Origin of the sequence: Sphingobacterium tabacisoli, assembly GCF_017908035.1 — a bacterium.
Lineage (GTDB): Bacteria > Bacteroidota > Bacteroidia > Sphingobacteriales > Sphingobacteriaceae > Sphingobacterium > Sphingobacterium tabacisoli.
The window spans coordinates 1,225,528-1,240,169 of record NZ_JAEQMU010000001.1; the positions used below are offsets into that span (position 1 = coordinate 1,225,528).

Below are 14,642 nucleotides of genomic sequence, written 5' to 3' on the forward strand. Positions count from 1 at the left end.
TAAAATAAAGGAATTATTCCGTAATTTCGCAGCATATGGAAACTGTCGTTAGCGGTATCAGAAGTACCGGAAAATTACATTTAGGAAACTATTACGGAGCATTGAGTAATTTTGTCAAAATGCAAGATGAATACAATTGCTTCTTTTTTATAGCCGATTTACATTCTCTTACCACACACCCGAATCCGCAAGACTTGCAGTCTACGGTTCGCAATGTCGTGATTGAATATTTAGCTGCAGGTATTGATCCCGAAAAATCCACGATTTACGTTCAATCTGATGTACCCGAGGTAGCTGAGCTTTACCTCTACATGAATATGAATGCTTATTTGGGCGAACTTGAAAGATCTACTTCCTTCAAAGACAAAGTCCGCTCAAACCCGGATAATGTCAATGCAGGTTTGTTAACCTATCCTGTGTTAATGGCATGTGACATTTTACTTCATCATGCGACCAAGGTACCTGTAGGCAAAGATCAGGAACAACATCTGGAAATGACCCGTACATTTGGCAATCGTTTTAATCACCTTTATAAGGTAGATTATTTCAAAGAAGCTTTTGCGTTCTCCTACTCAAACAAATTAATTAAGGTACCGGGACTGAGCGGACAAGGCAAAATGGGTAAATCAAATGGTGAAGCAGATTGCATCTATCTATCTGATACGCCTGAGGTAATCCGTAAAAAAATCATGCGTGCTGTTTCCGATTCGGGGCCTACAGCACCTAATCAAGAAAAGCCAGAGTCAGTACAAAATCTCTTTGACCTGATGAAGGTGGTATCTACGGATGATACACTGGCACATTTCGATGATTTATACAATAAATGTGAGATACGATATGGGGATTTCAAAAAGCAACTGGCCGAAGATATGGTCATCGCCACAGAACCTGTCCGGTCCCGCATACAGGATATTTCCAATGATGAAGATTATATCCAAAAAGCGCTTCGTATAGGTGCAGAAAAAGCTTCTGCAAGTGCCCAGAAAACACTACGTGAAGTACGGGAAATCATTGGGATCAAAAAACTATATTAGTTGAATTATGACGATGAGGTCGTAATCTTTACTTTTTAACTTTTATTTAAGCTATGCATATTGCAATCGTTGGAAATATTGGAGCTGGAAAGACAACATTGACTAAACTACTCGCTCAACACCTCAATTTTGAGCCACAGTTTGAAACAGTAGATGACAACCCCTACCTTGAAGACTTTTATAGTGATATGAAAAGGTGGGCTTTCAACTTGCAGATTTTCTTTTTAAACAGTCGCTTTCGTCATATTGTCGAGCTACAACGTAAAAGTATCAACATGATTCAAGATCGTACCATCTATGAAGATGCATACATCTTTGCAGAGAATCTTTATGATATGGGATTGATGAGCGCACGCGACTTTGAAAACTACAGTAATATATTCCAAAGTATCATACATTATATCAAACCACCGGATCTTTTGATTTACCTAAAGGCTTCTGTACCGACATTGGTTAACAACATACAGACCAGAGGCCGGGACTATGAGTCGGGTATCCGCCTAGACTACCTATCAAAGCTGAATGATAAGTATGAAAAATGGATCAACAATTATACAGATGGAAAATTGTTGGTACTAGATAAAGACAACTTGGACTTTGCGAATAATCCCGAGGACCTTGGAACTATCATTCAAAAAATAGAAGCCGAACTATACGGTCTATTTAAAAAATAAACATATTGCCACCGCAAAAAAGGCTTTATTTTGCAACATTTGTAAATAAAGCCTTTTTTTCTTACCTTTGTCTACCTAACAAATAAAAACGCATTATATGTAAAATTGATTTCTTCTCTTTTTAACGCAAAACTGCCCTGTCATCAAGGAGTCGGTTATCTTATTACTTTCAAAAGAAGAAATCATGCTTATTTTACAAAATGTATCCTATACATTTCCAAACAAATCTATTGCATTTGAAAATATTGGTTTTCGCCTAGCTCCACAGGAAAAAGTAGCTTTAGTCGGAAATAATGGCGTCGGAAAATCGACTTTATTACACCTTATCAGTGGACATACCTCTCCATCACATGGACAGATACAGGCCAATGGAAGCGTTTACTTTGTCCCACAGGTATTTGGTCAATACAACCATCTAACCATAGCAGAAGCCTTAGGCGTACAGGAGAAACTTATTGCCTTGGACAATATCCTAAAAGGCAGTATTAATGAGAATGATTATCTCATGCTAGACGACGACTGGGCTATTGAAGAACGATGTCAACAGGCGCTTAATGCTTGGGGGCTGGAAGACATTGCCTTGAGATCCCCTATTGAAAAGCTAAGTGGCGGACAGAAAACTAAAGTTTTCCTCGCAGGCATAGCTATTCACGACCCACAGCTTGTGCTTCTTGATGAGCCGTCTAATCATCTGGATGCATCGAGCCGAGAGAAATTGTATAACTATATCTCGCAGAGCAACAAAACTATGCTCATCGTGAGCCATGATAGACAGCTACTCGACCTATTGGACATTACGTTTGAAATGACACCACATGGCATCACCCGCTTTGGAGGTAACTATGAATTTTATCTGGAGCAAAAGAACGTGCAATTGAGTGCTCTAGCCGATGATATAGGGGCCAAAGAAAAGGAGATACGAAAAGCAAAGCTCAAGGAAAGAGAAACTGCTGAACGTCAAAATCGCCAGGATTCAAGAGGTCAGCGAAAGCAGGAGAAGGAAGGTGTGGCTCGTATCATGATGAATACCCTGAAAAATAAAGCGGAGAATAGTACCTCTAAGCTTAAAGCGGTACATCAATCAAAAATTACCGATCTGAACAAAGACCTCACAACACTGCGCTCGTCTGTTCCGGATCTGGACAAGATGAAGTTTGATTTTCAAAATATGCGCGTCCATGAGGGAAAAACATTATTTGAAGCCAAAGACATACAGGTCATAAAGAATGACAGAACTCCACTATGGCCCACTCCTATCAATATACTTATACGGGGAGGGCAACGTATTGCCATTCAAGGAGACAACGGCAGTGGCAAGACCACTTTGTTGAAAATAATCCTAAAGCAAATGATACCGCAAGAGGGAAAATGCTTTTCGGCCTTTGAACATGCAGTTTATGTAGACCAGGAATATGCCTTGCTGGACAACAAATTAACACTATTCGAACAAGCCCAGCTATTCAATGATTCGGGACTCCAACCTGCAGAAATCAATACCCGATTAAAGCGGTTTCTCTTCCAACCAGACGATTGGAATAAGCCCGTTAGCGTGTTGAGTGGAGGTGAACGACTACGCCTTACGCTGTGTTGTCTCACGGTCTCTCCGAATGCGCCAGATCTTATTATTTTGGACGAACCTACGAATAACCTGGATCTTCAAAATGTACGCATCCTGACCCACGCAATCAATTCTTATGAAGGCACCTTGATTGTCGTATCTCATGACGCCACTTTTTTGGAAGATATTGGTATTAAAGACTTTATACAACTCTAAATAACTGTTTTTTGGGGGATGTGGAAATCTATAAAAATGTGCAAAACCTAGATTTAAATTCTGTCTTTAATTGTTTATTTTCGTACGAACTAATACTACAAGGTGAATGGAGCTAACTAAGCTTGAAATCAAGGGTTTTAAAAGTTTTGGTGATAAAATCACAATAAATTTTAACGAGGGCGTCACGGCTATCGTCGGTCCGAATGGTTGCGGAAAATCCAACGTGGTAGATGCTATCCGTTGGGTGCTGGGGGAACAGAGTACGAAGACCTTGCGTTCAGAAAAGATGGAGAATATTATCTTCAACGGAACAAAAACGCGAAAACCGGCCAATCTAGCAGAGGTATCGTTGACTTTCAACAACAACAAAAGTGTATTGCCGACAGAATTCACCACCGTCACTATTACGCGTAAACTGTACAGAACGGGAGAAAGTGAATACCGACTTAACGATGTAAAATGTCGCCTCAAGGATATTACAGATTTATTTCTGGATACTGGAATCGGTGCAGACACCTACTCTATCATTGAGTTGAAAATGATTGACGAAATCATCGCAAATAAAGATAACTCTAGGAGAAACCTATTCGAAGAGGCTTCCGGGATATCCAAGTACAAAGTTCGGAAGAAACAAACACTAAACAAGCTCAAGGAAACCGAGGCGGACCTATCCCGTGTCGATGACTTGCTATATGAAATTACAAAGAATCTAAAGACCTTAGAAACGCAGGCGAAAAAGGCCGATAAATACTTTTTATTGAAAGAAGAGTATAAAAAAGCTAGTGTCGGATTAGCGTACTATCGCTTGGATAGCTTTAGTTCAGACCTAAGCACACTAGGTGAAAAAGAAAAAGAGCTAAGCCAATCGCTCCAAACTACACTCGAGCAGATTGACAGCAAAGAAAAGGAGCTTCGAACAGGCCGTGAGGAAATATTGGTAAAAGAAAAAAGCCTTTCTACACAACAAAAAACGACTCATGAGTTTCAAAACAAAATCCGAATATACGAATCGGAGAAAAAAATAAAGAATGAGCGTCTCCATCACCTACAAGAGCGTGACGCGCGAATACAAACGGAACAAAACCTGGATAAACAGCAACTTAGTCATGTTGATTCTACCTTAAAGCGACTACATGAGGAAATTTATGAAGAGCAGGCCAAGCTAGATGTTTATCAAGATGCTATACAAAAGAATAAAACAGAGGTTGAAGAACTAAGAGGACAGCAACAAACTGCTAAAAGTAAATTAGACCGTTTTGCTGCTGAAAATAATGAGCTGCAAAACAAAATCTATAAAGTTGAAAAAGATATTGCCGTTTTTAATATTCAAAAGGAATCGCTCGAGCAAGAGTCCTTACGCAATATCACTGACGCAAGTAGTAAAGCTGAGGAGTTAAATCAATTTAACCTTGCTGTTGACGACTTACAATCGAAAGTAGATGCGCAACAGGGCTTGTACGAGCAAGCATTAGAGCTTGAAAACGAACTCAACGGTAAGATCCAAGTTGCTGAGACAAAACTAACACAAGCAAAAGACGAACTCAGCAAAGAGTCCCGTTTGGTTGATGCCAAACAAAATGAGTACAACCTTACGAAGTCGTTGGTTGATAACCTTGAAGGGTTTCCTGAGTCTATTAAGTTCTTGCGTAAAAATGCTGGATGGAGTAAGTCTTATCCCCTATTTTCAGATATTCTTTTCTGTCAGGAAGAGTATCGTGTCGCGATTGAAAACTACTTGGAGTCGGTGATGAACCACTACGTGGTCGACACGCAACAAGATGCAATTCAAGCAATTAATCTTTTGAGCGATGCCGCTCGCGGACGGGCCAACTTTTTTGTTTTAGACGCGGTGTTGCAACCTATTGAACAGACGACCCCTACGATACCGAGTGGCATGGTGTCTGCAATGGAAGTTATAAAGGTCGACAAGAAGTATGAAAAGCTTTGTCTAGAATTGCTAAAGAACGTCTATCTTCTACATGCCGACGATCCTAAATCTATAGAAACCGACTTACCAACTGCAGATGCTGTTATCTTACATCACGAGGGTAAATTCAATAAGCACAAATTGGGCTTAAGTGGTGGTTCGGTGGGGCTTTTTGAAGGTAAGCGTATCGGTCGTGCAAAGAACCTCGAGAACCTAGCAAAAGAAATCAAAACGCTCAATGCACATATTGCCGAGTTAATGGAGGTTGAGGAAGAGCAAATCGAACTCATTGCCTCCCTAAAGCGACAATCACAAAAAGAAGTCATCGACGAACTACGTATTCAGTTGGCTCGCCTACAAAATGAATGGACCTCTGTAAAAACAAAGCAAGAACAATATCAAGCATTCTTGGCTAATTCACAGAATAGAAAGGCTGACATAGAATCACGTCTGTCACAAATCGCTGAAGATCTGAACAAAGCAGAACCGGAATTAAAGATCTTGAAGGTCGAAAGTGAAGAACGCCAAAAGCAAGGTTTAGATTTACAGGCCGCATTCAATGATTTAAATGATTTTCTAACCGAACGATCGGCAGAATATAACCAGGAAAACATTCGTTTACACCAACAGCAGAATAAGTTGTCGGGCGTCCAAAAAGACCTGGAATATCGGGAAAGTCAAAAGGAAGCTTTGGAAGAGCGTATCAATAAGAATACAGCCGAACAAGAGCAAATAAAGGTAGACATGAAAGATGCTCTAACCTTTACAGACAGCAATGACGACGATTTAAAGGGCTTATACGAACAAAAAGAGTCTCTCGAGAAAGCTTTACATGAAATGGAAGAAGTATTCTACTCCTTCCGTAAACACCTTAATGACCTCGAGGAGGAAGTAAGCAATCTACGTAAAGCCAAAGATCAATATGATTTCTTGATTACGGAGATAAAGGACAAAAAGACAACCCTTCAGATAGACCTTAACAGCCTTAAAGAGCGTCTTTCGGTAGAATTCAATATTGATATCAAAGAGCTCCTTGAAGGGGAAATGCCAGAGATAGAACAGTCACACGAAGAACTTGGCTCCCTATGTACTCGTTTGAAAAAACAGCTGGACGAATACGGAAGTATCAACCCTATGGCTAAAGAGGCTTATGATGAGATTACGGAACGTTTTAATTTCATTACGAAAGAAAAGAACGACCTGGTAGCAGCTAAAGACTCTTTGCTATCCACTATTCAGGAAATAGATGATAGTGCCAATGACAAGTTTATGAGTGCCTTTACTTCGGTAAGGGAAAACTTTATCCGTGTATTCCGCTCGCTATTCAACGAAGAAGATAGTTGTGACCTTATTCTCAGTGACCCTAAGAATCCATTAGAGTCAGACATTGATATTATTGCCCGTCCTAAAGGAAAACGCCCGCTATCTATCAATCAGCTGTCAGGTGGGGAGAAAACGCTAACTTCTACAGCTCTACTATTCTCACTGTATCTCTTGAAGCCTGCGCCATTCTGTATCTTCGATGAGGTAGATGCGCCGTTGGATGACACCAATATTGACAAATTCAACAAAATCATACGCGAGTTCTCTAATCAATCACAATTTATCGTGGTATCCCACAATAAACGTACGATAGCGAGTACCGACATTATCTATGGTGTTACGATGGTAGAACAAGGAATATCCCGCGTTGTACCAGTAGATCTAAGGGACGTAGCTTAGCTTCGCCCCTGCCGAACAATACCTATCCCGACATCTTGGCAAGGCTGTCGGGATTTTTTTATAAACTTTTTAAAGCTCCATACGTTCTATTTCTATAACAATAGATAAAAGCTATGGATAAATTAAAAAAATTCGAGTTGATGGAGAAAATAACACGGGAACTGGAAGACTTACGTAATAGTCAGCAGGCCGTGTTGGAAAAAATCGGAAAAATCGAAGTCGACAACATCGAACTTGGAGACAAAATGATCGAATCCAAAGTGCCGGACATCTACCAACGTACGGCGCAAAACGCTGATGCTATCCGCGAAATCCTGGAGGATTTCCAGCAAAAAACAGAAGAGTTTGGAGATAAAAACAATGTGGACAAGCTCAAAGAGCAAGATGCCATAAACAAACTTAAATAGAATAAATAGGGCGATTTATAAATATAGAAATCGCCCTATTCATTACTCCCTTAATTTGGAAAATGTAGTTTACCAGATAACAATACGTTTGTCTTGGGGAACATACATTTTATCTCCTGCTTTGGTACCCCAAGCTTCGTGAAAACCATCCAAGTTGATGATTGGCCCAAATGCACGATACTGCGCTGGAGAATGAGGATCAGTTTTCACCTGATTGACTACAAATTCATCCGTTGTCTTGGTACGCCAAATCGTAGCCCAAGATAGGAAAAAGCGCTGCTCTGGTGTAAAACCATCGATTTTACCTGGATTACCCTTGTCTTTAAGATACATTTTCATGGCGTCAAAAGCTACAGATGAGCCTCCCAAATCTCCAATATTCTCGCCCAATGTAAATCTACCATTGACAAATACGCCCGGTACAGGCTCATAAGATTCAAACTGAGCTACCAACGCATTTGCTGCAGCATCAAATTTTGCTTTATCGTCGGCAGTCCACCAGTTGTTTAAATTACCATTGCCATCATACTGAGAGCCTGAATCGTCAAATCCATGAGATAATTCGTGCCCTATAACTGCACCTATACCTCCGAAATTAACTGCGGCATCGGCTTTATAATCGTAGAATGGACGTTGAAGAATAGCCGCTGGAAATACGATTTCGTTATACAATGGACTGTAATAAGCATTCACCGTCTGCGGGCTCATACCCCACTCCGTTTTATCTACTGGTTTACCTTGCTTTGCTAAGTTTTGTTCAAAAGCCCAAATGTGGATATTCCGGATGTTGTCTGCAAGCGAGTTGCCCACATTCAATTGAGAATAGTCCTTCCATTTGTCTGGATAGCCAATCTTCACATTAAATTTGGCCAACTTTTCTAAAGCTTCTTCCTTCGTAACTGGAGACATCCAAGCTAGATTATTGATATGCACCTCAAAAGATTTGATTAAGTAGCCTACAAGTTCTTCGCACGCCGCCTTTGCATCTTCTGGGAAATGCTCTTTTACATAAAGCTTACCTAAGAGCTCTCCTGCAGTTTCATTGACAAATTCTAGACCTCTTTTATCCAAAGTACGCTGTTCTTTCTGACCTTTCAATTTACGGCCAAAGAAATCGAACGCTAACTCATCAAGTTCCTGTGTTAGATAACCAGTAGCGTCGTTCATAACATGAAACTTTAGGTACTCTTTAATAACAGGAATATTTTTTTGGTTAACGATTTTATCCAGATTTTGAAAATAGTTCAACTCGCCAATGATAACCGTATCTGCTTTAAATCCCATCTTAGTCAAGTAGTCTGCCACATCGACATTCTTTACCATTTTCCCTAAATCTTTGACTGCAATTGGGTTATAACGCTTTTGAGCATCACGAGACTCTTCTATTGTTTTCAAATAAGAAGCAATAGACTTCTCAAATGCTACAATTTTCGGTCCTTTCAAATCGCGTGTCAGCTGTCCCGTCTTGGCATATAAAGCCGAAATATAAGTAGCATAATCTCCCAGTGTCTGGGTATTCTTTTCATCTACCTTTTGGTAATAAGAACGACCTAGACCTAGTCCTCCCCCCCCTAAATAAACGGCATTGGCACTAGAATTCTTCATATGAGCGCTCACATAGCCTCCATAAAATGGATTTCCCCCTTCTTTGCCATACAAGGAGAAATAAGCCGTTAAGTCTTTAAGGTCTTTGATGCCGTCGATTCGCTTAAGTTGCTCTTGAATCGGTGCTAACCCTTGCTTATTACGCGTATCAAAATCTATGAAAGATTTATAAAGGTCCGCGATTTTCTGTCCATCACTCCCTTTTTCAAAGTGTGAATTCAACGAACCTTTTAAAATATTCAATACAGCTACATCTGTATTTTCGCGCAATTCGTCGAATGATCCCCAACGTGCCTTGTCTGATGGAATCTCGACTGATTTCATCCAATTTCCATTGACGTAGTTGTAAAAATCATCCTGAGGCCTGACATTCTTGTCCATCAGAGATAGGTCTATAGCTTGATGCTGCTGCGCAAATGTCGCAGTCGCACTCGCCAAAACCGCTGTAAGTACAATTAGCTTGTTCATTATGTATTTAATTTATCTTTTAAGAGTAATCCCCATAAATCAGAATAGAATACTCCAACTAACTATCACGGATATACAGACATTACACTGGGCAACGAAAGTGTTGACGAACGATCTAAATAATAACCGATTCTGTTCGTTACATTTGTATTGGGTATTCCCGTGACGGGTTTATATCTATGCAAACATAATAAATCATCGGTAGATTATTAGGTAACTATTTTATATATGTATATAGAAATTGAAGGTCAAACCTACGACATCAGTATACGAGACACTGAAAAAGGTGTCACCATTATGGGGCAAAAAGATGGCATCATTCAGCTTGCTGTCCCCGCGCAGCTGTCAGAGGGAGAATTGATTACTTACCTTAAAAGCACTCCGTTCAAAAAATTGGCACAGTCAGATCGGCCTGTCAAATTGGAAACAAGTACGACTATAGCCCTCTTCGACAGCACGTTTACCGTCGTCATCCAAAAAGAATTACTAAATCCATATATCGCTGGAAAATCCCTATATACAAATCTCAATCCTAAAAGTAAAGCTAGACTAAACAATCTCCTCGAACAGGTCTTAATACAAGAACTAAAACAACGAATAGGTTTTTGGGAAGAAAAACTAGGGATATTAATCGATAGTATATATATCCGTAAATTAAAAACAAATTTCCATACTGTTTGTAGTAACAGTAGTCGTTTGACCTTTGATAAAAATCTTATTCATAAGTCAAGAGAGTATCTGGCCTACCTATGTGCCGTTGCTGTTTTTGATTACCTACAAATGGACGATTCAATACGAGAGCAACTGGCTGATCAACATATAAAAGACTGGAAACACCACCAAAAGGTATTCCTTTATGAACTAACACCACAAGTAAATAGATAAGATGGACATTCCCTATCGCTTTAAGCTCAATACATCGTCATTTGCCTATTATTGGACAGAAGGGGTAGGTAAAGAGCTATTGAATAAGTTGGGGTTTACACCTGATATCGACAACGCTAAACAATTTATTCCCTTGCTTTATCAATGGGATAATAGAGCTGATCAAATCATACACGAGCTATATGATAGAATAGGTATTGTGGCCGCAAACAAATCCCTGTTTAACTATATGGACAATCAGCCTTTACCTCCAGACGAATCGACAGTATGGAATGACTTTTTCAAGGATATCGATTTAAATCCAGATTGGCTAGATAAGAATAAACTACAAAAAGGAAGCGAGCTTTGCCGAAGACCAGGGTTGACCTCACTCATCGTCTTACGTGATTACTGTCTTATGGGTGGTTATGAATCCGCTGCAATCAATAAGCCTTTAATATACACAGGAGCACTAAAAAAGGGGGCGGTAAAGCGCTTGGTGGACACGGTAGAGTTTTGGGTACAGATCACGAAAGAAAATGGCTTAGAGAAAGGAAGCGAGGGGCTTAAACAAATATTCCTCACGCGTATGATACATGCCTATTCACGTGTACATATCCTCGACAAGTCGGATTGGGATGCAGAAAAATGGGGAATACCGATCAATAGTTGGGATATGTTAGCGACAAATTTAGGCTTCTCTTTAGTATTTATGGTGGGACTCCAGCGCATGGGAATACAGGTCTCTTCCGAAGAAAAAGAAGGAGTCTTCCATTTTTGGAAATATATTGGATATTTACTGGGGATCCCCTTAGAATTATTGCCGAACAATGAGAATGAGGCTATCGAATCACTATACTATTGGACCATGACCCAACGAGAGGGAGATGCAGATACCCAATTACTGGCTTCTGCGCTCAAGGAGGAGCCTGTGATGGCGCAATACCCAACAAATCCGCTCATGCGAAAGATGATGCGTGAAATACATTTGTTCTATAACCATTATCTTTTAGGAGAATACTCTTGCCATCTGTTAGGATTACCCTCAACGACAATTGGTCGGTTTGGCATCATTAATATATGGCGGACCAAAAAGCTAGAAATGAAAATAGGAAACGGATCGAACAGGCAAAAAGCAATAGTAGATGGGGGAAATGAACAGGAACACGTCCGTCAGATCTACCAAAAATATAATCAATAGTACATATACTTTAAGAAAAAAAAGAGGTGCAAATCATGTATTTGCACCTCTCTACTTTATGAAATTGATTCTTATTTAGATTGCGCTTCAGGCAACAAAATAAACTTGAAAAGACGATCAGATTTTAAGTATTTATTCGCAACCTCCTTTACAGATCGAATAGATACCTTATTTAACTCATCTAGGTAACGAAGTACGTAAGTAGGATCCTCATTGAGCTGGTAAGCACCTGAAATCTGTCCCATCCAGAACCCATTCTCTCTCAATTGCAGTTCTAACTGACGTTTCTGCTCGATAACAAACTTATCTAAATCGATTTGACTTGGTCCATTGGCTTTTACCTTATTCACTTCGTCAACAGCTGAATTAATTAATGACTCATATTTGTCTACTCCAGTGCCAAACCCGATATTAAAGCTGTAACGACCTTTTGGGTATTTGCTCGATGATGCACTTGCACCTGTACCATAGACACCACTTTCCTCCTCGCGTAACCGCTCTAATAGTCTAATGGATAATACTCCCTCTAATGCGTCAAGGTTTAAGTTTTCTTTCTCTGAATAATCGTAGTCTCCATAATAGGACATCTGAACTTGAGCCTTAGCTTCTTTTCCTTTGTATACAATCTTCTCTACCCCCTTGGCTGGCTCGACGATACCTAAATCCTTAGCCTGCTCTTTCCGTCCAAGATTTGGTAATGCCGCAAGATAGTTTTCCAGATAAGGCTTAATCTCTTCCTCGGTAAAAGATCCAACTATGGTAAAGGTAAAATCAGAAGCATCAGCAAAACGTTCTTTAAAGATCTCTAGAGCACGCTTTTGATTTATTCCTTTAATTTGATCCGCCGTAGGAATGGTTCTACGTACGTTATCTTTGTACAATGTTTTGGTTTTAACGTCAGAAAATACAAAACCAGGATCATCTTCTCTGTTTTCCATTGATGATAACGTACGGGCTATTCCGCTTTGGAAAATATCATCATCCAATCTCGGTGCTGTAAAATAGCCATAAATCATCTCGAAAGCAGTCTTTAACCCCTCTTTGTCCGAAGATCCTGAAAATCCCTCAGAGCGCTCAGATAGATAAGGAGAAATATTAGCATTCTTTCCTGTCAGATATTTTCTCAATTCTATAGAGTTCAACTGTCCTACCCCAGAGCCATTAACAAATGCAGCAGCATTTGAAGCTGTAAGATATTCTGCATCACTGTATAAAGAGGTACCTCCTGGACTAAATGCAGAGATCAAAATCTGATCATTTTTAAAAGTAGTAGGCTTCAACAATACCTTCACCCCATTACTAAGGATAAGCTCCTTGGTTTGGATTGCGGCGATATCTTTTGTTGACTTAATACTTCCTTTCAAAGGCTGTTTCGCCAAAAGTGGCAATTCGGAGACTTTATCTTCATAAGCGGTTAACTGTTCTTGATCCACTTCGTTCAACCAAGCGTTAATCTGTGATTCTTGAGGAAGGTTAGCTTTATCTTTCTCAGGCCCCATGATAACGATATCCCTATTATTATCCACGTAAAAACGTCTTCCGATAGCTTCAACTTCTTTTAAAGTCAAAGTCGGCAACAATTGCTTCGTGATCTGATAACGATCTTCATTGCTCAATGCCGGTTCATCATTAAGGAAATGCTGTAAATATGCACCTACATAGGAATCTGACTTCTTCTTATCACGTTCTTTATAGGATGTCTCGTTGCTCTTTACGAATGCTGTCATCGTCCGTTGAAACTCAGATTCAGTAAAGCCAAACTTCTGGAAACGATCAAGCTCCCGCATAGTTGCCTTTAAGCCTTCTTCAAACATTCCTGGCTTAGCAGCAAAAGATATCGATAGATTGTCTAGTCCTCCGAATAGCGAACTAATACTTATACCTGCTTGTAGGAATGGCGGATTAGGCTGTTGACTGATTTCTCTAAGACGAGAGCCAATCATGTTATTAAATAGACTCTTCATCAAAGAAGTTCTATAATCACCTACTGTACTAACTTTCTCCTCCGGATGCTTAATGATAATCTGTCCTACGGTAGAAGGCATCTCCGGGTCAGTAACAATTAAAAACTGGTTCTTGTTTAACAATGGTACTGAATGCTCCGTACGTTTGACTGGGTTCTTAGGTGTTTTCATATCCGAAAAAAGTCGGATTACCTCTTGCTCCATCGCCTTAGTGTCGATATCCCCTACAATAATAATCGATTGTAGATCTGGCCTATACCATCTTGCATGAAAATCGCGGATCAACTTTGGATCGAAATTCATGACGACATTTTCCGTACCGATAGGCAGACGTTGAGAATACAGAGATCCATTCAACAATACAGGCAAAAACTGATCCTGCATACGTTGTGAAGCACCTCTACCCCCACGCATCTCCTCCATAATGATACCACGCTCCTTGTTTATTTCTTCCGTAGTCAATAAAGCATCTTGTGCCCAGTCGCGCATCACCTGCAAACCGTTCTTCAATAATTCTGGATCATCGGAAGGAATAGGTAGTTGATAAACTGTTTCTTCAAAACTTGTATACGCATTTAAATCAGATCCAAAACGTACACCTGCTTTCTGTAAATAATTAACAAGGTCATTTTTTGGAAAGTGCTTCAACCCGTTAAAGTTCATGTGCTCTAAAAAGTGAGCTAAACCACGTTCTTCCTCTGTTTCTAGAATAGATCCCACTTTGACACCAAGATACATGGTAACCCGCTTTTCTGGTTCCGCATTCTTGAGGATATAATACTTAAATCCATTTTTCAGTTGACCTACAGTCACATTATTATCAAAAGGCAATTTATCTTGCCATTTTAAAGTATCTTGTGCTAAAATCGTTTTTGCCTCATGCGCTAACGTCGAAGCGTATACTGGGGACGCATCAACAGATGCGAAAGTAGCAGGTAATAAAAATGCTACTGCTAAAGGTTTTAAAAATCTCATTAATTTAGCATGTTTAATTTTTTGGCA

General features: G+C 39.8%; 9 protein-coding genes. 7 read left to right on the forward strand and 2 right to left on the reverse strand.

The window, feature by feature from the left end:
* The first annotated feature begins 35 nt into the window (after positions 1-35).
* The 5 genes from trpS to JKG64_RS05120 all read left to right on the forward strand — a co-directional run bounded on the left by trpS (position 36) and on the right by JKG64_RS05120 (position 7,538).
* Positions 36-1,034, forward strand: a complete 999-nt coding sequence (trpS, locus tag JKG64_RS05100) for a tryptophan--tRNA ligase (RefSeq protein ID WP_210353254.1) — start codon at positions 36-38, stop codon at positions 1,032-1,034.
* Positions 1,035-1,087: 53 nt separating this feature from the next.
* Entirely contained in the window at positions 1,088-1,708 is a 621-nt protein-coding gene (locus tag JKG64_RS05105) for a deoxynucleoside kinase (RefSeq protein WP_202102518.1), read from the forward strand.
* A gap of 184 nt (positions 1,709-1,892) precedes the next feature.
* A complete protein-coding gene (locus JKG64_RS05110; RefSeq protein ID WP_210353255.1) occupies positions 1,893-3,482 on the forward strand; it encodes an ABC-F family ATP-binding cassette domain-containing protein in 1,590 nt (529 codons plus the stop codon).
* A 106-nt stretch (positions 3,483-3,588) separates the two neighbouring features.
* Positions 3,589-7,131 carry a chromosome segregation protein SMC gene (gene smc / locus JKG64_RS05115; protein ID WP_210353256.1) on the forward strand — a complete coding sequence of 1,181 codons (3,543 nt, stop codon included), beginning with the start codon at positions 3,589-3,591 and terminating at the stop codon, positions 7,129-7,131.
* Positions 7,132-7,244: 113 nt separating this feature from the next.
* Positions 7,245-7,538, forward strand: a complete 294-nt coding sequence (locus tag JKG64_RS05120; RefSeq protein ID WP_133583617.1) for a hypothetical protein — start codon at positions 7,245-7,247, stop codon at positions 7,536-7,538.
* Between the two features lie 69 nt (positions 7,539-7,607).
* Here the strand turns inward: JKG64_RS05120 and JKG64_RS05125 are convergent, their stop codons facing one another.
* Positions 7,608-9,611 (reverse strand): M13 family metallopeptidase, encoded by a 2,004-nt coding sequence (locus JKG64_RS05125; protein ID WP_210353257.1) that lies wholly within the window; start codon positions 9,609-9,611, stop codon positions 7,608-7,610.
* Between the two features lie 228 nt (positions 9,612-9,839).
* Here JKG64_RS05125 and JKG64_RS05130 point away from each other — a divergent pair, with 228 nt between their 5' ends.
* Together JKG64_RS05130 and JKG64_RS05135 are read left to right on the forward strand one after the other, a co-directional pair.
* On the forward strand, positions 9,840-10,496 hold the full coding sequence (locus tag JKG64_RS05130) for a YgjP-like metallopeptidase domain-containing protein (protein WP_210353258.1): 657 nt from the start codon (positions 9,840-9,842) through the stop codon (positions 10,494-10,496).
* Position 10,497: 1 nt separating this feature from the next.
* Entirely contained in the window at positions 10,498-11,676 is a 1,179-nt protein-coding gene (locus tag JKG64_RS05135; protein WP_210353259.1) for an oxygenase MpaB family protein, read from the forward strand.
* A 71-nt stretch (positions 11,677-11,747) separates the two neighbouring features.
* Here the strand turns inward: JKG64_RS05135 and JKG64_RS05140 are convergent, their stop codons facing one another.
* Positions 11,748-14,615 (reverse strand): M16 family metallopeptidase, encoded by a 2,868-nt coding sequence (locus JKG64_RS05140; protein ID WP_210353260.1) that lies wholly within the window; start codon positions 14,613-14,615, stop codon positions 11,748-11,750.
* Between the last annotated feature and the right edge of the window lie 27 nt (positions 14,616-14,642).

What these genes read in the sequence shown, in the direction of transcription:
- trpS (WP_210353254.1), top strand. Translation starts at nt 36, where the DNA reads ATGGAAACTGTCGTTAGCGGTATCAGAAGTACCGGAAAATTACATTTA.
- JKG64_RS05105 (WP_202102518.1), top strand. Translation starts at nt 1,088, where the DNA reads ATGCATATTGCAATCGTTGGAAATATTGGAGCTGGAAAGACAACATTG.
- JKG64_RS05110 (WP_210353255.1), top strand. Translation starts at nt 1,893, where the DNA reads ATGCTTATTTTACAAAATGTATCCTATACATTTCCAAACAAATCTATT.
- smc (WP_210353256.1), top strand. Translation starts at nt 3,589, where the DNA reads ATGGAGCTAACTAAGCTTGAAATCAAGGGTTTTAAAAGTTTTGGTGAT.
- JKG64_RS05120 (WP_133583617.1), top strand. Translation starts at nt 7,245, where the DNA reads ATGGATAAATTAAAAAAATTCGAGTTGATGGAGAAAATAACACGGGAA.
- JKG64_RS05125 (WP_210353257.1), bottom strand. Translation starts at nt 9,611, where the DNA reads ATGAACAAGCTAATTGTACTTACAGCGGTTTTGGCGAGTGCGACTGCG.
- JKG64_RS05130 (WP_210353258.1), top strand. Translation starts at nt 9,840, where the DNA reads ATGTATATAGAAATTGAAGGTCAAACCTACGACATCAGTATACGAGAC.
- JKG64_RS05135 (WP_210353259.1), top strand. Translation starts at nt 10,498, where the DNA reads ATGGACATTCCCTATCGCTTTAAGCTCAATACATCGTCATTTGCCTAT.
- JKG64_RS05140 (WP_210353260.1), bottom strand. Translation starts at nt 14,615, where the DNA reads ATGAGATTTTTAAAACCTTTAGCAGTAGCATTTTTATTACCTGCTACT.